The 23,866-nt window shown below is 61.9% G+C and carries 1 protein-coding gene (running past one end of the window); it reads left to right on the plus strand.

Annotated features, from left to right (window positions below; genetic code table 11):
* Positions 1-23,837: the 3' portion of an autotransporter-associated beta strand repeat-containing protein gene (locus ACILSR_RS21705; RefSeq protein ID WP_395751894.1), read on the plus strand. It extends 12,196 nt beyond the left edge of the window; the window shows 23,837 of its 36,033 coding nt (coding positions 12,197-36,033); its start codon lies off the left edge, out of view; its stop codon occupies positions 23,835-23,837.
* Positions 23,838-23,866 lie beyond the last annotated feature (29 nt).

Here is a 23,866-nt window from a genome sequence, read left to right on the forward strand (position 1 = left end):
GCGACACTGCTCCGGTCAATACCCTGGCAGCCAACGCAAACATTTACCTGACCTCTGGCACCACCACTTCCAGCGGCGGTCCGCTGACGGTGAACTCGCTCACCTTTACTGGCGCTGGCAGCATTCTGGCTGTCAATGCCGGCAGCCGCATTGCCATCGACAGCGGTGGTATCCTGGCCACGGCCACCAGTTCAATCAACGGCACCGGGCAGCTGCTGACCACCAACAGTTTCAACCGCGAACTGATCGTCCACGTCGTGGGTGGCGGCAACACCCTGACCATCAATCCCTCGCTCTACATGATTGGCGGCGGTCTCACCAAGGCTGACTCCGGAACCCTGCTGCTGGCCTCTCCCCAGACCTACCTCGGCCAGACGACGGTCAACGGTGGTGTTCTCAAGCTCGGCGCCACGCAGACCCTCTTTACCCCCTTCACCACCATTCCAGTGGCCGGTGCCGTCAACTCGGGTCCGACCGGGCAGGTGCTGCAGCTGAACGCTGGTACGGGCATTGCCTTCGGTCTCTCCTCCACCACCAGCAACAACAGCCAGGTGATCACCGTGAGCAGCTCGACGGCGCTCAGCGTTGGCATGTCTGTCTCTGGCGGCAACATTCCTGCCGGAGCCATCATCACCGCCATCAACGGCAACTCGGTTCTCATTTCCATGCCCACGGCCAGCACCGGCGGCGGCAGCACCACCCTCAGCTTCGGCGCAGTGAGCTCCGGTGTGCTCGATCTCAATGGCAACAACCAGGGAGTCGGCGTCCTCAACAGCGCCAGCAACCTCGCGGGCATGGGCGGCATGGTTTTGAACTCCTCCGCCACTGCGGCGACCTTCCGTGTGGGAATGTCTGCCAGCGGCACCTTTTCCGGAACGATCGCAGACAACTCGGCTCTCACCTCCACCGGCACGCTCAACTTTGTGCGTGACAGCGGCAACACTCTCACGCTGACCAGCGCCAACACCTATTCCGGCACGACCACTCTGCAGGGCGGCGTCACTCTGCTTCAAGATGCCGGTACGCTGCAGGGCACCTCCGGCATCACCCTGCGCCGTGGCGTCCTCATTTGGGACGACAATGTGGGAACCCAGGCTCTCACCACGCGTCTGGCCGCCAATGTGCCTCTGACCATGGATGGTGGCGCCTTCGTCTTCCGCGGACGCTCCGGCACCGACGGCGTTGCCCAAGTGGGCGCGGTGACCCTGAATTCGGGAGCCTCCCTGATCCTCGCCAACCCCAACAATGGCACTGCAGCCCTGACCCTGGGATCCATCTCCCGCGTGGCCAACTCCGGCGCCGGCATCACCTTCAGCAGCGTTGGTGCCGTGGGTGACAATGGACGCGTCTTCATCAACAGCGCCCCAACCTTGGTGAACGGCATCATCGGCGCGTATGCCACGGCTCTCGGCATTGACCCCATCGCGGGCGGCGGCAACCAGGCTGAATTCGCCACCTACGATCCGGCTTCGGGTGTCCGCCTGGCCGGTACTTACAGCACCGCTCTGGTGGCCGGCTCGTTCGGCAACTCCCTGCAGTTTACCAACGTGCGCCAGTCCGGCAACGTCACCCTCGGTGCCGGTGGCATCACGGTGAACACCCTCACGATCAACAACGCGGTTGCGGCCCTCACCTTCGCGGAGTCCACCGATGTGCTGAAACTCACCGCCGGCGGCATTCTCACCGGCCTGGACAACAATGCCAAGAGCATCGGCACCGCGGCCGTTCGCGGCCAGATCACCGCAGGCACCGGAGTGAGCGAGCTCTTCATCCACGAAGGCGCCAACGTGCTGACCATCAATTCCGTGATCACCGACAACGGCAATCCGCTCAATGTGATCTTTGATGCCATGAGCCAGACCGGCAACAACCCCACGGTCACGCTGACCGGCGCGAACACCTACACCGGCACCACCTACGCCAACGGCATCATCCTCAACCTGAATTCTCCGGGCGGACCCGCCATCGCTGGCAATCTGGTCATCTCCGGCGGCACCAACAACGGCACGGACTCGGCACCCATTGGCAACTCCAGCGTCACGCTGCAGCAGAACAATCAGATCGCGACCACCTCCACCGTCACGATCAATGGTGGCTCCCAGTTGAATCTGAACGGCTTCGACAACACCATCGCCAGCCTCAACTTTACCAATGACGGCGGCTCGAATGGCAACAACGGACCGGCGGTGATCACCGGCCTCGGCACCCTCACGGTTAACTCAGGTGTGCCTCAGCCGGGTAAAACAGTGTTGGGATCGAATACACTCACGTTTGACACAGCGCCTGCAACGCCTCTGGCGTTCGGCACCCCCATCAGCGGTGCAGGAATCGCGCCAGGCACCTATGTGACAGGAGGCTCCGGGACTGTTTATACGCTTTCTCAAGCAGCGATTTCCCCTCTTCCCACGACTGACACCGTTTTGCTCGGCGGTAGTGCTCAGCCGCTAACGTATACAATCCCCCTTGATGGTAGCAACCAACCTACCAATCAGATTGTATTCGATGTCGGCCATCTGCCAGGGGCCACCATCCCTGTGGGAACCCATATTAGTGGTCCTGGCATTGCGCCAGGAGCAGTGATCACCGGGGGTTCAGGTAATACATACACCATGTCCACGGTGGGAACAGGGGTGGCGTCTGGTACGCTGGACATGAATGCCGCTGTCACGCCCGGTCTTAGCACGCTTACATTCCAGATCATGCCGAGCGGAGGAACATTGGCAGTTGGAACCCCTGTTACTGGTCCCGATATTGCTCCTGGGACGACGATCGCTGGAGGTTCGGGACTCTCCTACACACTTTCGGTCCCGGCTCTGAATCCTTCTGCAACGGTTGCAGCGGGCGGCATCATCTCCTCCTCCAACCTGCTCAACGCGAACAGCGTTCCAGTTCTTAATGGCTTCCTGAACGGCAGTGCCGGCCTCAACTTCAACGTGGCCTCGGTGAACTACGTGCCCGGCCAGATCGGTCTGGCCCTCAATGCGGCGATCAACTCAGGCTTCGTGATCAAAACCGGTGCCGGAGTGCTCGGCATCGGCGGGCAGAGCTCCTACAGCGGTGTCACCAATATCGTCGGCGGCACGCTGGCCTTTGGCCAGAACGGCGCGTTCATCGGCAATTCCCAGGTCATCCTCGGCAGCGGCACGACGCTGGATGTGCGTGGCCTTGCGGGCATCACCGGCCTGGTGGTCGGTTCCGGCACCATCACCAGCTACAATCTGAACTCGACGGGCGGTGTGCTGGTGACGGGCTATGACAACTCCAGCGGCACCTTCTCCGGCACCTTCACCAGCCCGTTTAGCAGCGGTCTGCTGAATGTCACCAAGGTCGGAACAGGCACCTGGACGCTGACAGGAGACAGCACGGCAGGTGCTTCCGCCACCACCTCCAACGTCCTGACCCTCAACCAGGGCACCACCATCCTCACCGGTTCTGCCGGCCGGGTGAACTTCCGCACCACCACGATCACCTCCGGCGGTGTGCTGACCATCGACAACTCCACAAACAATCTGGCCAACCGCCTCGGCAGTTCTTCGGACGGTTCGAATACGCCTGGCACCTACAACGACTTTAGCACGGCCGCGGCCACGAACCGCGCCATGAATCTGCAGGGTGGCGTGGTCAACGTGATCGGCTCGAGCTCCGGTGCGCTGGCGGAAAACCTGGGTGCGCTCACGATTTCGAACGGAGCCAGCACGCTGACCATCACCCCCGGCAGCGGCGGTACGAACATCCTCAACTTCCGGACCCTCAACGCCATCGCCAACAACGGTGCACTGGGCGGCACGCTGCTCCTGCGTGGCACCGGACTGGGCGGAACTGCCGGGACCACCACGACCAATTTCGTGGGCGTCAGCGCTCCGGGTCTCATCGGCGGCAACACGGGTGCCGGCACCGCGACCATGAGCATCCGTCCAGACATCATCGGAGACACCAGTCTCACCGGCTCCGGCACGGGTTTCGTGACCTACATCACTGGTACGGGCTTCCGTCTGCTGGTGGGCAATGAACTGACCGCCAACCTCGGCACCCAGCCTGTGATTCCCGCCTTCACCGCGATCACCGCCTCCAACACCAACGTGGCGCTCTCCTCGAACGTGGCGATGACCGTCAACACCCAGATCAACAGCCTCGTCCTGCAAAACAACGGCGGCGTGTTCTTCTCTGGAGGCGCGCTTCCCGCCCTGGCCAATCCTGCCGGCACCCTCTACAATGCCTCGGGTACTCTGCATACGTTCACCGTCGCCAGCGGCGGCATTCTTGCCATGACTGGCAACACGGGGATCACCGGCGGGGTGATCACCACGGGAACCACCAACCAGCTGATCTTCCATACCATTGGTGATCTTGCCCTGAATTCCTACATCAGTGCCACCGGCGCTCTGGGAGTGACCAAATCCGGCGCGGGCAAGCTTATTCTGGGCCGCAGCAGCCTCAGCGGTGGCACCACCACCGTGAACGCTGGCACGCTGGTGCTTAATTCCGGCTCCAACAATACGCTGCTGGTGGTCCCGACCGCCACCGTGGCCACGGTTTTTGATCTGCGCGTCAATGGCGGAGCGGTGGATTTGAGCGGCAGCAGCCAGATGGTGGGTGCGCTCAGCAGCAACGCCACCTCAAATGTCGGCGGCTCCACGACGGCGGTGGCCAACTCGGGCGGCAACATCACCAACTCTGGAGCCAATGCGGTGAATTTCTACACCAGCACGGCCACCAGTTCCTCCTTTGGCGGTATCATCTCCAATACCGGCGGCGCGCTGTCCGTGTACAAATCCGGCACGGGCGTCCTTACGCTGACCAGCGCCCAGACCTACACCGGCACCACCAACGTCCTCGGTGGCGGCCTCACCCTGCGTGACAACGGTGCCCTGACCCAGACCAGCGCCATCAACATCAAGTATGCCACACTGACTTTGGACAACCAGGGGATGGCGGACAACGCCTCGCGCGTGCCAGTTTCTGCGGCGATCAACCTCAGCGGCGGCGCCATCGTCATCAATGCGCGTCAGGCCAATGACGTGCAGACCGTCGGCACGGTGAATCTGGCCGAAGGCTCGTCCTCCCTGACGATGAACCAGTTTGGCACGGTCTCCTCCGGTGCCTATGCCTTGGTCGTTTCCAACCTCACCCGCACTGCCGCCAACGGTGGTGTGATCAATTTCGTCCCGGGTTCCAGCCAGACCTTTGGCGCCACCTCCAATGCGGTGACCACGGGAGATCCCGCGCAGCCGCAGGTCTTCTTCAACCAGATCAACGGCGTCACGTTCAATCAGGCCGCCATGGTCAACGGTATCATCGGTGGCTGGGCCGTCCTGAACGGCACTGAGTTTGCCAGCTACTCGAATGCCTATGGCATTAGCACCCTGGGCAATACCGGGGCGGGTTATCCGGGCTATGCCAGCACCAATCTGGCCACCGCCACCGCGGCCCAGAACGTCAATGACGCCACCGCGCGCACGCTGACCACCAACATCACCGCCAACTCCTACCGCACGACCGGAGCCATCACCAACACCCTGGGTTCATCCGGCAATGCGGTCCAGCTGACCTTGGGCAGCGGCGGCTTGCTTACCAACGTGGGCGGCGCGGTGAATTTCAACGCTGGCGCCGTGGGCTCCACTCTCACCTCCGGCTCCACCGATCTGTTTGTCTGGGTGAATCAGAACACCACCTCGATCAACAGCAAGATCACCGGCAACATCGGACTGGTGAAATCTGGGCCTGGCACTCTCGTCCTGAACGCCGCCGCCACCATTACCGGCACCACCACCAACGCCAGCGCTGTGGTGACGATGGCCAGCACCAACGGCCTTTCTGTTGGGCTGCCGGTTTCCGGCGCCGGAATTCCTGCGGGCACCACCATCCTCTCGGTGGACAGCCCCACGCAGATCACTCTGTCATCGGCTGCCACCGCCACAGCCTCCACAGGCGTGACCTACGGCCTGGGCAACAACGCCGCCAGCCTTGCTGCCAGCACGGTGGTGGCCCGCAACACCCTCACCCTGGCTACTACGGCCGGTCTGACCGTGGGCCAGACAGTCTCCGGCACGGGCATCAGCGGCACTGCCACCATCCAGTCCATTCTCAATGGCACCCAGGTGGTGATCTCCAGCAATGCCACGGCCACTGGCACGGCGAGTCTGACCTACTCCTCCGTGGCAGCGCAGTCGGGCTCCATCAACAGCACCACCGCCGCCAATTCCACAACGATCAGCGTGGCAAACACTCAAGGCTTGAGTGTTGGGCAGACGGTGACGGGGGCCAACATCCCCGCGGGGGCCACCATCACCGCCATTCTCAGCGGCACGCAGGTGCAGATCTCTGCGCCTGCCACCGCAGCCGCCACAGGGGCTCTGACCTACGGCACCTACACTCCCTTGAACGGATCTGTTGCGTCCACCACCACCGTCACGGGCACCCAGATCACTCTTGCCAGCACGGCCGGCCTCGTGGTCGGAGCTCCCGTGACAGGCGTGGGAATTCCGAGCGGCAGCACGATCGTTTCCGTGGACAGTCCGACGCAGGTGACCATCTCCCAGCCTGTCACCTCCTCCGGCACCGGCGTTTACGTGAACTACACGCCTGGACAAACTGTCACGCTCGCCAGCGTGATTACGAACGGCAGCAACTCGGTCACTGTGACCAGCACCACCGGCCTCGTCGTCGGGCAGCCGGTGACGGGCGCAGGCATCCCGGATGGCACCGTCATTCTGGCGATCGACAAGGCAAACAACACGGTGACGCTTTCGAAGGTCGCAACCGCGGATGGCACCACCGCCACTTACACCACGGCCCCGATTCAGCTGCGCAACGACTACACTGGCACAACCATCGTCAACCAAGGTACTCTGAGCCTCTCCTCCAGTGTGTCGGGCACGATCCTCGTCCCCGGAGATCTTACGATCAACGGCGGAGTGGTGTCCTTCGCAAACACGAACGTGGGCCAGATCGCCTCCACCAGCAACATCACCATCAGCGGCTCCGGCACCTTCACCCTGCCGAACTATTCCTCCGCCACCCCCATTACCTACGCCAGCCTGAAGCTGAACGGCACGGGCGGCGGCTCCGCACCGCTGTTCTCCTTTGGTTCTCCGACTGCCACCACCACCGTCACCCTCACGGCTCCCAATGCGATCACCGTGGTCAATGACAACCTTGCCTTCACCCCGACCATCAGTTCGGGTGCGGCGACCCAGGCGGTGCTGGCTCTGAGCGATGCCAGCCCGGTCATTAACGTCAGCGGTCTCTCCCCCATGGGATTGATCATCAACGGCGTGGCGCTCGACAGCACGGGTGGCGGCACCATCCAGAAGATGGGCAATGGGACGCTCATCTTCAGCGGAGGCACAGTCAATCCTCTGACCAATGGCCTTCGCATCAGCGGCGGCACGGTCGTGTTCGACAACACGGCAGCCAACGCCTATGGCACCGGCAACATTGTGCTCGATGACAAGGTCACCATCCAGGCCGGTACGGCGGCACGCACTATTTCCAACCCCATCGTCGTCAATGGTGATTTCACCTTCGGGGGAAGCCCAAGTGGCGCTGCGCCGACAACCAACAATCTGACGCTGAGCGGTGCGGTCACCCTTTCCACAGGCTCTCACACCATCACTGTGACCAGCCCGCTGGTGACTGACACGATCAGCGGCAAGATCTCGGGCGGCAGCGGACTGACCCTCGCTGGAGCCGGTACCCTGGTGCTCTCCAATGCAGGCAATAATTATGCTGGTACCACCACGGTGTCGGGCGGCCTGCTCAAGATCGCAGTGTCTGGGGGGGCCATCCCTGATTCCTCCAGTCTGTTGGTGGGTGCCGCCGGCGTGGTGGACCTCAACGGCGTCAGCGAAACCGTGGGTTCTCTTGCCGGCAACGGCTTGATCACCAACTCGAGCACGTCTGTTGCGTCTGTTCTGACCATCGGCTTCGACGGTACCAACTCCACCTTTGGTGGCTCCATTACCAATAGCGGTTCTGCTGCCGTGGCGTTGACCAAAATAGGGGCGGGCATACAGACCTTCACCGGCCTGAGCAGCTATCAGGGCAAGACTATCATCAAAAACGGCGCCATCAGCGTGAATTCGCTCAAGAGTGTCAACAGTGGTGCCAGCGCTCTGGGCAGTCCTACCGCCACGGCCACCGGTACGATCGATCTGGGTGACGCGGGCACGATGGGTGGCCTGATCTACACCGGCTCGGGGGACACGACCAACCGTGTCATCAACCTCTCAGGTGCCGCGGGGGGCGCCTATCTGGAATCCTCCGGCACCGGCGCCATCGTTTTCAGTGCCTCCGCCTTCACCGCCACGGGCGCGGGTTCCAAAACCCTCACACTCCAGGGCACCAACACCGGAGACAACACCATTGCGGCCAACATCATCAACAACAGCACCACCAACCTCACCTCGGTGGTGAAAACTGGCTCCGGCACCTGGGTGCTCAGTGGTGGAAACACCTACACGGGCAGCACTAGCGTGAACCAAGGCACCCTCATCCTGCGCAAAGGCACGGCGGGCACCCTGAACAACACCTCCATCACCGTGGCAGCCGGCGCCACCTTGCGGGTGGATGGAACCTACACCGCCGGTCTCACGAGCGCCTCGAACGCTGGCTCCTCGCTCAACATGAGCGCCGGCTCCAACTTCACGATGAGCGGTGACAACGCCATCAACGTCTTCACGCTGCAGCAGGGAGCTTCGGTCGGCACCAGTTTCACCGTGGATTCCTCGGGCGGACGCAATTCCTCCCTCAGCTTTGACATCGGAGGCACCACGACCAACACGGACAAGATTGTGGTAACCCGCCCCATCAGCTTTTCCGCCAACAATGGCAATCTGACCCGCATCACCATCAATGCGCTGACCGGCACCTCGAGCCTCACCACCAACACCACGAATGGCTATGACCTGATCACCTCCTCCGCAAACACGCTTACGGGGGCGGGCAATCTGACCCTCGCCACACCGTTCCTGCTGCTGAATCCCACCACGGCTTACAGCCTGACGCTCAAGACAGACGTCGCTGGCAAGGTATCCCTCCTCGTCGCAACCCAGACGGTGAACACTCTCTACTGGGCAGGCGGCGCCAGCAATCTCTGGAACAACGCAGCCAACTGGAAGGGCGACCTCGCGGGTTCGACTGCGGGATCTGTGCCTGACAATGTGGACACGATCAACTTCACAACCAGCAGCGCCTCCAATCTGGCCACCACGCTGGGACAGAACATCTTTGTCGGCACGGTCAATTTTGGTTCGGGCACGGCGTCCTCCAGCAGTGTGTCCATCGATGGCACCTTCAATCTGACCATTTATGGCTCGCTCAACGTTGCAGCCGGTTCCGCGGCCCATAGCATCAGCGCACCGGTCATCCTGGGTGCCAGCCAGACCTGGACCATCAGCAACAGCGCCGCCAACGCATTTACCGCGAGCGGAGTGATCAGTGACAACGGCAACAACTTCGGCCTGACCAAGGCTGACGTTGGAACTCTGGCGCTGACCAACCCGGCCAACACTTACACGGGAGCTACGACCATCACTGGCGGCATTCTGAACGCGGGCACCCTCCTCGATGGCGGACTGGCCAGCAGCATTGGCGCCTCCTCCGCCAGCGCTTCCAACCTCGTGCTCTCGGGCGGCACCTTGCAATACACGGGCAGCACGGCTGCCTCCACCGACCGCCTCTTCACCCTCCTGACCGCGGGCGGCACCATCGACTCGTCCGGCACCGGCACGCTGACCCTTAGCAGCTTTGGCCGCATGGAGCAGACGGACACGGGTTCCTTCCAGGGCACGCTGGTGAACTCGACGATCGACACCTCAGGAAACATCACCACCCCGTCTTACACGATCAACAATGTGAATACCGCGGGACTCGTCGTGGGCGCGTTCCTCGCAGGCCCAGGCATCCCCGCTGGAGCCACGATCGTCTCCATCAATTCAGGCGCCAACAGCATCACCATCAGCCTGCCCATCAATTATGATGACAATGGAGACCCCAACGACGGCGTTCCTCCCACGGTCACTGAATCGCTGTCTCTGGGCGTCAGCCGCACACTGACCCTTACGGGCAGCAACCCAGACGCCAACCTGTTCAACATTCTGCTCTCCGACTCAAACGGAGGCGCCCCTCTCAGCCTCGTCAAGAGCGGCGCTGGCAACTGGGTGCTCGGCGGTGCCAACACCTTCACAGGGGCTGTCAGCATCCAGAATGGCTCGCTCACTGTCAGCAGCCTGAACAGCGTGAACAGCGGCACGCCGCCGCTGGCGAGCAGCAGCCTCGGTGCACCTACCACCGTCGCGGGCGGCACCATCGCCCTGGGCAGCCTCGGCACCACTGGCAGCCTGATCTACACGGGCGTCGGAGAGCAGACTGACCGTGTGTTTAACCTGGCGGGTACCACGGGTGGCGGCACCATTTTCGCCTCCGGTTCCGGCGCGTTGATCATCAAGAGCGATCTGACCGCCTCCGGAGCAGGCAGCAAAACGCTCACCCTCAGCGGCAGCAACACGGGTGCGAATGCCTTCCAGGGAGCCATTGTGGACAACAGCGCCCTCAACATCACCTCGGTGGTCAAAGACGGTGCTGGCAGCTGGATTCTCTCCGGAGCAAACACCTTCTCCGGCAGCCTCAGCATTCTCAACGGTTCGCTGACCGTCAGTTCCATCAACAGCGTCGTCGGCGGCACGGCCAGCAGCAGCATGGGCGCTCCGAAATCCGTGGCCAACGGCACCGTCAATATTGGCAGTGACGCAAACTCCGCCACCCTGAGCTATACCGGCACGGGTGAGACCACCGACCGTGTCTTCAATCTTGCGGGCACCACCGGCGGAGCCACCATCCTGTCCAACGGCAGCGGCGCTCTGACCTTCAACGGAGCCTTCTCCTCCACCGGAGCAGGTGCCAAGACGCTCACCGTGGGCGGTACTTATGCCGACACACCAAACACCATCAATGGTGTCATCAGCGACAACGCCCCGGCCAATCCGACTTCGTTTGTGAAGGCGGCTGACACAAGTTCATGGGTGCTCCGCGGCGTGAACACCTACACCGGCACCACCACCGTCAATGGCGGCCTGCTGCAAGTCGGCGTGGGCGGCGTCGGCCGGACCGGCGCGGGAGCCACGGTCGTTAATTCCGGTGCGACTCTGGCGGGCTCCGGTCTCATTAATGGCACGGCCTCCGTCACCAACCACATCATCAACAGCGGTGCCACCATCGCTCCCGGTGACATGAGCGGCGCCAGCAACGGCACCCTGACCATCAACGGCAATCTGCAGCTCGCCAGCGGCTCCATCGCCAACTTCCAGGTCTCCTCCTCCACAGGGAACGATGGCAGCATCCTGGCCCAGCTCCTGGGTGGCACTTACGACAGTCTGGGTGGCTACCGCGACAGCGCCAGCACGCTGACTCTCTGGAACAACTACCTGCCCACCTCGGGCCAGAGTGACTTCATCAGCCTCAATGGCACACTCCTGCTCGGGCAGGCGACCTTCAATGTCATCGACAACGGCTTCGTGGCGAATGCGAAGCTGGGAGACGTGCTCAACCTGGGCAACTGGCTCGCGGTTGACGGTTCCTCCTCCTTCGATGCCGGCACCAACTACCGCAGCGGCGGCACCGGCGGGGGCAACCTCAACCTGCCGACCCTCAACGGTGGTCTGGTCTATGACATCAGCAAGTTCCTCACCGACGGCATCATTGTCATCATCACCACTCCTCCGGTGATTCCGGTCAAGCAGAGCTATTACAACCTGACCGGCAACGGATCGTGGAATCTCGCCACCAACTGGAAGCCCGCCACCGCGCCGGATGGCAGCGCCTACATCGCGGTGTTCACCTCCAACATTTCCTCCAACGCCATCGTTACCCTTGATGGCACCAAGACGGTGGGCAAGGTCATCATCGGTGACCAGAACAACACCAACTTCTTCACCCTGGCACAGGGCTCTGGCGGCAGCCTGGTCTTTGACAATGGCGCCTATGGCCGGGCCTTGCTGAGCAAAGTGCTGACCAACAGCGGCACGGTGGGCGTGGATGTGGTCGCTGCTCCGGTGCAGCTGAAGTCCTCCTTGAACATCAACGTCAACTCCGGCGGCGCTGCCGGCCGTCTGGACATCAGTGGTGCGATCTCGCAGTTCACACCTGCGATGGGCGTGACCATCATGGGAGCCGGTCGTGTGACCTACAGCGGCATCACCGCAAACACCTACACGGGAGACACCCGCGTCTTCAACCGCGGCTTTGGCGATGCCACCAATGCGCAGCTCGTCCTGGGCAAGGCGCAGTCCACCAACGGCGGCACGGCCACCTTCACCACCGCCAGCGGCAGCAACCTGGTCACCACCTCCGGCAACATCACCACGCAGATCTATCCGGGCATGACGATCTCTGGCGTTTCCTCCATTCCGGCCTCGGCCGTCGTCAGCAATGTGGTGTACAACTCCGCTCTGAATCGGACGGAGATCACCCTTTCAGCCAATGCCACGGGAGCCGCCACGACCTCGGCTGCCTATGGAGCGTTTGGATCTCTGGCGTTCAACAGCACCGCCGGCAGCGGCACGCTGACGATCACAGGTAATTTCGTCAACCGCCTCGTCACCGGCATGCCGTTGGGTGGCAACCCCAACCTTCCCGCGGGTGCTCTGGTGGGTGCGGTCAGCTACAATGCCGCCACCAACACGACCTCGGTCACCATGTTCTCAAACATCACCGGCTCTGGTGTGGGCGCCCTCACCACCGCTACGGGAGTGGCCACGACCTATGGCAGCTTTGCCACCACCACCAGCGGCAGCACCACGGTGACCGTGGGCTCCACCGCCGGCTTCTACCCTGGCATGCCAATCACCGGCAATCCTAACATCCCAGCGGGAGCCACCGTCGTCTCCGTGACCAATGCCACGCAGTTTGTCATGTCCACTTCCGCATCTGCCAGCGGCACGGCGGTGACCACCGTCTTTGGCACGAACGTGACCAATGGCGCCATCGCCGGCAATCTCATCATCGGCAACATGAGCCTGGGCGGCCTGGGCAGCGCAGTCGTCGCGCTCGCTGGCCGTGAGCAGATCGCCGACACCGCGCTCATTCGCTTTGACTCTGGCAACGGATCCGCAGCCACGGGCAACGGCGGCAACAACTCCTACTTCAAGCTCATGGGCAATGACGAGACGGTGAGAGGACTCTCCGACTATACCGCCAGCGGTGTCATCGAAAACACCGAAGGTGAGGCCAACCCATTTGACAGCACGCTGGCGCTCATGACCACCGATACACAGAGCTTCAATGGCTTCCTGCGCAACCGCGCCAACAACAACGGCACCGGCATCCTCAACCTGATCGTCGGCGGCACCGGCACGCAGGTGCTCGGGCTGGGCAACATCAACTATACCGGCTTCACCACCATCAATGCGGGAGCCACCCTGGTGCTGGACACCACCAGCAACTTCAACAGCATTCTCAACAACAACGGCACCCTCGGCATCCGCAGCACCGGCACATCGTGGAACTTTGCTGAAATTGTGGTGGGTGCCGGCACTGCCTTCCGCGACGGCGGCGGCGGCACGGTGAACATCACCGCACCCAACCAGCAGGCCACCTGGACCAGTGGCAGCACCACGGTGACGGTGGGTTCCACGACGGGACTCAGCGTCGGAATGGGCGTCTCCGGAACTGGCATACAGCCCGGCACCACCATCGCCAGCATCGTCAACGGCAGCCAGTATACGCTTAGTGTGGCTCCGACCGCAGGCGCCACGCTCACCAACCTTAACTACACCGGCACGGCGCTGAAGAGCGGCGCCACCACCAACTCCACGGTTCTCGGCAGCACCACGGTGACTCTGGCCAACACCACCGGTCTTTCGGTCGGGATGGCGGTGTCAGGCGCCGGCATTCCGAATGGCAGCGTGATCCGCAGCATCAGCGGCAATCAGATCACGATTTCCACGGCTGCCACTGCCAACAACAACGGCCAGTTCTTCTCCTTTGGCAGCATGGTCAACTTCGGCGGCGGCTTCTCCGTCTATGATGGCACTGTCAATGCCAGCAGCGTCACCACCATCAGCACACCCCTCACCGTTGGTGGCGCAGGGTTCAAGATTGAAGGCCTTGAAAGCCTTGTCACGGTGAACTGGCAGCAGCCAGTGAACGTCACGGCAGGCGGTCTGCACATCAAGGGCACCGGAGACAACACCATCAACGGCGCAGTGCTCAACGTGCAGTCTTTCAGCAATGTCTCCGGGGTGATCGACCTTGCCGGCGGAGATATCCGCATCAATGGCGTCAATGGCGCGATCACCGGCGTGACCGCCATCAACCTCTCTGGCAGCGGCAACTCGGCCAATAACAACAACCTGCCTGGCCTGAACATCCTCAACCGTGCCACGGTGGTGAACAGCGTGCTCGATAGCAGCGCCAACGTGGCCGACCGCCTGCCGAACAATGTCGCCATCAACATGAATGCAGGACGCCTGCTGCTCATCGGCCAGGGCGACAGTTCCAACACCTCCTCCGTCTTCGCCGAAACCCTCGGCGCTCTCAAGTACCTTGGAGGCTCCAACTACATCGGCAGCTTCATGAGCAATGCCACCAGCAACACCCTCACGTTCTCGAGCTTTGCAGGACGTTCCATCGGAGCCACCGCCTTGTTTGACACCTTCAATGGCAGCAATCCCGTGGGTACGATCAAGATCACCGGCCTGACCAACACTTCCACCGGCATCGTGGGCAGCTGGGCGGTCGTCTCCACCAATGTCAGCAACACCCAGTTGTATGAATGGGCTGCCTCCTCGTCTTCCACCGTCTCGGCCTACTCCGGCTACAGCACGTCCGCCATCAGCGGCTGGACGAACGCCTCGCTTAACATCAAGATGAGCGGTGGCAACCAGACCTCCGCCACCAACACCAACTACACGATCAACACCCTGAATATTCAGGACACTGCCGGGCGGACGCTTACCATCGCCAGCGGCAGCACCCTCAAGATCGAAAGCGGCGGCATCCTTTCCTCCCGTGCCAGCCACGTCATCGCGGGTCCTGGCATTCTCACAGCCGGAGCCGGCGCGGGTTCGGGCACCTCGGAACTCATCGTCTACAATCCGAACCAGCTGACCATCAATGCGGTCGTGGCTGACTACAGCGTCAATCCGGTTTCGCTGGTAAAATCTGGTGCGGGCACCCTGCTGCTCACGCCGATCACGGCCAAAACTTCCACCTATGTGGTGGGAAGCAACACCGTGACCGTCACAGCAGGCGGCACCACGGATCTCCGCGTGGGAGCCACGGTGACTGGCACGGGCATCCCGGCTGGCACCACCATCAACGCCATCAACGGCAACGTCGTCACCCTTTCCGCGGCGGCCACCGCCAATGGCACGAATGCCAACCTGACCTATGGCGTGGTGAACACCTACACCGGCAAAACCATCATCAACGAAGGCATCGTCCAGATCACCCGCGAATCGGATCTGGGTGCCAACCCGCAGCTGTATGTGGCCGACCAGCTCTTCCTCAACGGCGGCCGTCTTCTGGTGAACGACTCCATGAGCTTTGACGACACCAATCGTGGCATCACCATTGGCGCCACGGACGGCCTCATCTCCGTCTCCGACAGCCGCAGGGTGACCATGGGCGCCACCAATGCCATCGACGGCAGGCTGGGCCGCCTCATCTTCGTCACGGACTCCACTCACGAAGGGGTGCTGCAGATCGCCGGCAACAACATCCTCACCGGCGGCCTCGAAACCAACGGCTCCACCACGACGGGAACCACCACGCTTACCACCAGCTACGTGAACGGCAGCACCACTCTCAAAGTGGGCGCTGGTCTGGTGGATGCTCTTGAGATTGGCGCCACGGTGACGGGCCAGACGGTCACGCTTCCGGATGGCAGCACCACGACGACGAGCTATGGCATCCCCGCCGGCACAGTCATCACCGCCATCGACAAGAACACGGACACCATCACCATCTCCCAACCCGTCACTGCGGACGGTTCGAACATTGCTGTCAATTTCGGCGGCTTTAATGTGATGCGCCTTACCGGAGACAATGACATCGGCTTCATCCGCGTGCTGGGATCCGCCATTGAACTGCGTGGCAACAACACTCTTGAGAGCGACATTTCGGTGAACAACGGCACCCTCAGACTGGGCTATCAGGGCGGCGGCACCAACATCTTCAATGGAGTCCTCACACTCAATTCCGGCACGGTGATCCTTAACAGCGACACCGCGCTTCAGACGTCCACCGGCGGCGGCTACACGCTCAAGGTTCTCGGTGGCGTCATGGATCTCAATGGCTATGACACCACTGTCTCCAGCCTCACTGGCACTGGTGCTGTCACCAATGAAGGCACGGGCGTTTCCGTCATCACCATCAATTCGGACGCCAGCTTCAACTTCGCGGGCACCATTCGTGATGGCTTCTCCGGAACCGGCAGCGTATCCGTGGTCAAGTCGGGTTCGGGAGTGTTTGGCCTGAGCGGCACCAATGGCTACAGTGGCCCCACGGTCATCCAAGGCGGCACCGTCACGGTGGACAACCTCAGCTTCGGCGGCTTCAACAGCGGCATCGGCAACTCCTCCAGCGACGCCGCCAACCTGGTGCTCGATGGCGGCGCCCTGCGTTACTTCAATGCCTTCAGCACCTTCACCGACCGTGCCTTCACCCTTGGCACTGGAGTGAATGCCGGTGCGCTCATTGCAGACGGCACCCGTCTCAGCGCCACGGTGAACTGGGGAATTGACTTCTCGCCGGCGGTGGCATTCACCGGTTCCGGGGATCGCACCTTGACCCTGGGCGGCTCGAACCGCGGGGACAACGTCTTTGATGTCGTCCTGGGAGACGGCACGGGCGGCCTCACCTCGCTGACCAAAATTGGCAACGGCACCTGGGTTATCGAATCCACCGTCGCCCGTGAGGGCATCACGGTCACAGGCAGCAATCAGATCGCCATGACCGACACCTCCCGTATTGCCGTAGGCCAGCAGGTCAGCGGCACTGGCATCCCGGTCGGCAGCAAGGTGGTCAGCATTGATGCCAACCAGAGAATCACCATCAGCGCCAATGCCACGGCAAGCGGAGACATCTCCGTGTCCGTGATGGGCAACAGCTACGGCGGTGAAACCGTGGTGCTGGCGGGCATCCTGGCCGCGACTGTCGATGGCGCCTTCGGTGCGCAGGGCGGGGCAGGGGTGGTCATCGGCGGTGGCACCAATGGCAGCACCGTTCTGGGCAACCAGAATGCCACCTTGGATCTGCGCAACGTGACCTACAATACCATCGAGCAGATGTTCCTCTCTGGCGGCACGCTGGCCACCACCACCGGAAACAGCTCCTGGGCTGGCACGGTCACTGTTTCGGCAAACTCCAACATCCTCGTCAATGCGGGCGCGACTCTGACGTTGAGCGGCTCCATCGCAGGTGCGGGCGCCATCACGCAGCTGGGCGCTGGTACTCTCGTCCTGTCCGGCACGGCCGAAACGATCACGCGCAACACCGCAAGCACCTCCGTGGTGCCCAGCTTCACCCTTCAGGCTGGAACGCTGAAGCTTGATTATACTGTCAACAACACCTCGAAGCTGGCGGACACTGCCACGCTCACCCTGGGTGGTGGTCGTCTCGGCGGTTCCGTCATCCTCGTGGGTGGATCTCACACGGAAATCGTGTCCGGCACCACCATCGCCATTGGCAACAACTCCATCAGCCGTCAGAGCGGCAGCTCCATCCTTCGCCTGAACGGCCTGAGCGTTCAGACCGGCAGCACGCTGAATCTGAGTGCCAATGACATTGCCAGCACCGACACCAACAACATCAATGGCATCCTCGGCGGCTGGGCCACGGTGGGAGGATCCGACTGGGCCACGAAGAGCAGCTTCAATGAGTCGCTGGTGAACACCGGCTCCACCACAGGCGCTGACCTTCTCATCCGTGCCTACACCAACTACCTCTCCAGCAGCTCCAACAACGACTGGGTGCTGCCCACGACGGCCAACTTTGGTGCCAACATGGACATCGTCGGTCCCAGCACGCAGACGAACACCACGCCGAACACCCTGCGCTTCAACACTGGAAACGCCAGCGCCACGAACATGACCGTCACCCTGTCTGGCACCAACACCCTGCAGGGCAGCGGCATCCTCGTCACCTCAGGCGTGGGTACTGATGTGGTGGTGATCAATGGCACCGGCTCCCTCACCGGGGGCGCGGGCGTCAATACCGATCTCCGCATCTACCAGAACAACACGCAGGCCCCGCTGGAAATCTCTGCCGTGATCGCCAATCTGGCTCCGTCCAGCCGCTCCGGCACCGCGAATTCCGGTTCCAACCAGATTACGGGCATCAATGTGGCCGGCCTTGCTCCTGGCCTTGCTGTCACAGGCACTGGCATTGCGGCTGGTTCCACCATCAGCAGCATCGATGCAGTGAACGGCACGATCACCCTGAGCGCCAACACCACCGCGAGCGGCACGCCCACGCTGTCCTTCACTCCGGTGGCCAATGGCCTGAACAAGATCGGTCAGGGAAGCCTCATCCTGTCCGGCCTTAACACCTACACCGGCGTCAACTCGCTCAATGGTGGCGTGCTCACCCTGCGCAGCATGTCGGTGGAAGGCTTCCCCACCGGGGCCGTGCTTTCCACGGTGAACTCCACCACGACCAGGCTGGTCACCCTCTCTGGCACCACCACCAACGGCCTTACCTTTGGCCAGACCGTCACGGGCAACGGCTTGCCTGCTGTGCTTAACGTCAGCACCAACACGACCAGCGGTTCCAATGTGGTCGTGGTGTCCAGCACCACAGGACTGACGACCGGCTTGCCTGTGGTGGGACCTGGCATCCCTGCCGGCGCCATCATTTCCGCCATCACCGGCAACAACGTGACCATCAGTGTGAATGCCACGGCGACGGCATCGGGGGCTTCCATCAACTACGGCGGCGCCACCATCACCGCCATCAACAGTGACACTCAGATCACCCTCTCCAATGGTGCGACCATCTCGGCCACCCAAAACCTGGCCTATGGCACGATCACGGGACAGAGCGGGGCCGTCAATTCCACCACCACAAACAACAGCGCCACCGTCACCGTGGCCAGCACGGCGGGACTCACACCAGGTCAGGCGATCTCGGGCACGAACATTCCGGTGGGTGCGGTGATCGCCACCATCATCGACGGTACTCGTTTCACCATGTCTCTCACGGCCACCGGGTCTGGCACCAATGCCCTGACCTATGCGGCACCGACGCTGCAGAGCGGTGTTTCCCTGGCCTCCATCACCACCAGCTCCGCCCGCCTTGTGCTGCCAAGCACCGTCGGTCTCACCCTGGGCCAGACCGTCAGCGGCACCGGCATTCCTGCCGGCGCAGTCATCATCCGCATCCTGGACTCTCACAATGTTGACATCAGTGTTCCTGTCACCAGCACCGGCACGAACAACCTGACCTTCAGCGCTCCGACCGTCCTGGGCGCGACCTTGGCCGCCACCACCACCAGCGGCAGCACCACGGTCACGTTCGCCTCCTCCGTGACCGGACTTACAGTCGGTCAGGTCGTCACCGGCCCTGGCATCCCTGTGGGCACCACGATCGCCTCGATCATCAGCGGCACGCAGATCACCCTGTCCAATCCGGTCATGTTCACCTCTGCGGCCAACACGCTCGCCTTCGCGGGCCCTGCCAGCACGCTGGGAGCCTCGAGCAATGCTGCTGCAAACCTCATCCTCAACAATGGTACCTTCCAGTACAATGGCCTGAGCGCTGTCTCCGACCGCGGATTCACCATCAATGCCGACGGCATCTTTGATGTGGGCAATGCCAACACCCGCCTGGTGCTGGCCGGCAACATCACGACCCCGGCTGCCGAGGAAAACTACCGCATCATCAAGCTCGGAGCGGGCCTCCTGGAACTGCGCGGCACTCTTACCCCCAATGCCGGCAGCTACGGCATCAGCACACTTCTCGTCAATGACGGCACGCTGCGCCTCAATGCCACCTACAACGACCAGTTCATCCGCAACGACGTTGGTTCCATCACCATGGGTGGCGGTGCTCTTGAGCTCCTTGGCGCTCCAGATCGCAGCACGATCCAGAACGTCATCGGCACCTTCAGCCTTACTGAGGGCGCCTCCGTGGTCACCGTTGGCAATGTGACTGGAGCCAATGTGGACACCACGCTCAACCTGCAGGACTCCGCCAACCCGTCCAAGGTGAGCTTTGGCGCCGGCAGTTCCGCCCTCTTTGTGGAGAACCACAATGGTACCGGAGACGCCAACATCACTCTCGCCGGCCAGTTCGGCATTGACGTCCAGGTCGTGCTGCCACGCATCACCTACAAGACTGACATCGACATCAGGAATCCTGGCGTGAACTACTTCGCCTTTGTGGATTCGAACGGTTACAGTGTTGTGGCTTCGGACAACATCGCCATCGGTGGTGCCACGGCCCATACCATTGTTGGCAACCCCGCCAACTGGCAGTCCTTCCAGAATGTGATGGACGGCGCCCTGAGCTTTGACGCCTTCAGCGGCACGACCGCCTCGGCTGCCTCCGTAAACACGATCCGCTTCTTCAACAGCAGCATTGCACGTCAGGCCACCTTCACCAGCGGCAGCAATCAGGTGACCAATATTGTCACCACGGGTCTTGCGGTGGGTCAGGTCGTGCGCAGCATCCCGGGCATTTTGCCCTTCGGCACCACTTACACCATCACTGCCATCAACGCTGCGAACAACAGCATCACCCTGAGCGCCAATGCCCAGCTCTCCTCGTCCACGGACAGCCTCTACGTCGATGCCACGAACTTCAGCACCGTCACCATTGCGGACACCCTGACCATCCTCTCAGGAGCCATCCTGCAGACCACGCATGCCGGCAACCATGTGAACTCCATCACTGGTGGCACTCTGACCAGCGCCCTGAACAACACCGACGGCACTTCGGCGGATCTCATCATCCACAACTGGAATCCTTCGCGCTCGCTCACCATCGGCTCGGTCATCGCCAATAACTCCTCCAGCGGCAGGATCGTCAACCTGATCCAGACGGGCAATGGCACCACTGAGCTCACAGGCGCAAACACCTACTCGGGCGTCACTTACATCCAGGGCGGCACCCTGCGTATCGACTCCGCACTGGCTCTGTCACCGAACTCCAACGTCCATCTGGAAGGCGGCGTCCTCGGCCTCGGCTACGGTGGCGGCGACTTCACCCGCTTCATCGGCTACGGTGCAGGGCAGCTGACATGGATCACCAGCGGTGGCTTTGCCGCTTACTCCACCTCCCAAGTCGCCTCGACCACCATTTCCACGAAAAACGTGACCGTTGCCTCCACTGCGGGCCTGACGGTGGGAACCTTGGTTTCCGGCGTTGGCATCGCCCCCGGAACGACCATTACCGCCATCAATGCCAATGGCACGGACTTCACCATTTCCATCAACGCCACGGCGACTGGCAGCAACACGCTCACCTTCGCCACGGACCGCACTGTGAACATCGGCGGTGCTGGCGCCATGCTGGTCTGGGGCGCCGGTGGCTTCGTTCCGGACAATGACTCCCTCATCCTCGGCGCACAAGATGCGGACAGCACGCTGGTGTTTGCCAACGGCATCGATCTGGGCCGCAAGTCCCGCTTCGTGCAGGTGGTTTCCGGACGCGGCGCAGCCGCCACCACGGATGCCCGCATCACCGGTCTCATCCAAGGCGACGGCGGCAGCCTGATCAAGGGCGGCCTCGGCTCCCTTGAACTGACCAACACCGGCAGCACTTACTCTGGCGGCACCTATCTGGCTGAGGGCACTCTGATCAGCGCCAGCAGCGCGGCGTTCGGCACCGGCGGCATCTTTGTGGGCACCACCAGCGATACCCTGACACCGGACGAAACCCTGGTGCTTTCCTTCCAGCCGACCTCCACCGCCACGGTGTCCAACAACATCACCTACGGCTCCGCCAACTACGAAGGTGTCAGCGTCCTCAAGCTGGGCAACCTGGTGTCCACCATCTCCGGCAACGTTGCAATTGACCGTCCGGCAGGCAGCAATCTGCTGATCACCACCAGCAACGCCGCAGATCCGAGCACTATCGGCAGCACGGGTGGCGTGACCATGTCTGGAGCGCTCACTGGAGCTGGCGGCTTCACCCTCACGGGTTCCGGAACCGTCATCCTGACCAACAGCTCCAACAACTACGGCTCTCTTTCGGGCACTTCCGGCACGGCCATCAATGGTGCGACCGTCATTCGTAACGGCACCCTCACTGTCGGTGCCAACGGCGCCCTGAGCGGCTCGACGGTTGAACTTGGGGATGCCACCTTCAGGCTCTCCAGCGTGGTGATCGCCACCAATGGCGCTTCGGTGCTCGGGGTGGATCGCAATACCGTAGGATACACGGCTGACAATCGCGGTTCTCTCGGCGGCTCTTATGTTACCAATGGCACCGGAACCGTAGCTGGCAACGGCGACGCCGTCACCACTGGCAACGGCGCCTTCTACAACATCAGCCCGACTATCGACAACCGCACCTTCACGAATGCCAATGTGGGCCTCCGTATCTTGGTGAAAGACGAACTCGGCAATCCAGAGCGCAATGGCATCTATCAGATTGTCCAGTTCAATGCGGATGGCACGATGAACATCACCCGTGTGAGCGACTTCAACAGCTCCTCCAACATGCTCTACGGCACGCAGGTGCAGGTGACAGGCGGCACCAGCATCAACCAGATCTACTTCATGGCCTCGCCGAGCGTCACCACTCTCAATGCCAACGGCACGGACCCCGTCATCTGGCAGCAGGACACCAACACGACCAACACCGACGTCGCCATCCTGGAGATCAACAATCCCGCGGTCACATCGATCACCCAGAATATCGACGTTAACACCAACTTGAATGCGATCACCGGTCTTTACACTTCCAACTCGGTCAATTTCTCAGGCAACATCACCCTGCAGGATCTCAAGGCTGGCGTGAAGGAAAGTCAGACACTCAACATCGAGACACTGGCCAAAACTGGCACTGGTGTGGTCATCTCAGGTGTCATCAGCGAGGCGGCATCTGGCAGCACCGCTACTGACGACGTGCTTGGCGTTCAGATTAATTTCATTCCTTCGGCCGCCACCGCAGGCAACGTCACCTTTACCAATCAGAACACTTACAAGGGCACCACAGAGATCGTTCATGGCACCTTGTTCGTGAACAATGCCCCTGGCGGTTCAGGCACGGGCACGGGAGCCGTTCTTGTCGACAATACCGCCACGCTGGCCGGCACGGGCAGCATTGGGCCTGCCGCAGGCAAGAACGTCACCATTTCTGCCGGCGGCATCCTGAGCGTTGGGGTGCCTACCGACACCTCAGGCAGCCAGTTCACCATCAACCTGCAGACGGGCAGTGCGTTCACACTGGCGAACACGGTCTCCAGCCGTGTCAGCACCCTCACTCTGGACCTCTTCTCCAATCAGGCTGGCACCACCCTCGCTGAATCCGATCGTCTGGTGTTTACCAAGACGGGCACCCCCACCATCACCATCGGCACGGGCGCCAAGCTCATCGTGAACAACGTCAACAGCCTTCCTGCTTCCAGCTTTGCAGTGGGAGACACCTGGAAGTTGATCGACTGGGCGGGCATCACACCTACCGGAACCTTCACCTTCACCAACGTCACTGGCAACTACACCACCGATTTCACCGATCTGCCTGCTCTTACCGGCGGCCTCATGTGGGACATCAGCCAGCTCTACAGTGCCGGCACCATCATTGTGGCCGTGCCAGAACCGGGACGTCTGCTGCTGCTGGTCCTGAGCCTGCTTGCTCTGGGCTGGAGAAGGCGCCGCCGCTGGGCCGTTTGATGCGTGGAGCGGCAGTTCTTTGAGCTGCC

Origin of the sequence: Prosthecobacter sp. (assembly GCF_044222565.1) — a bacterium.
In the GTDB taxonomy this organism is placed as follows: Bacteria; Verrucomicrobiota; Verrucomicrobiia; order Verrucomicrobiales; family Verrucomicrobiaceae; genus Prosthecobacter.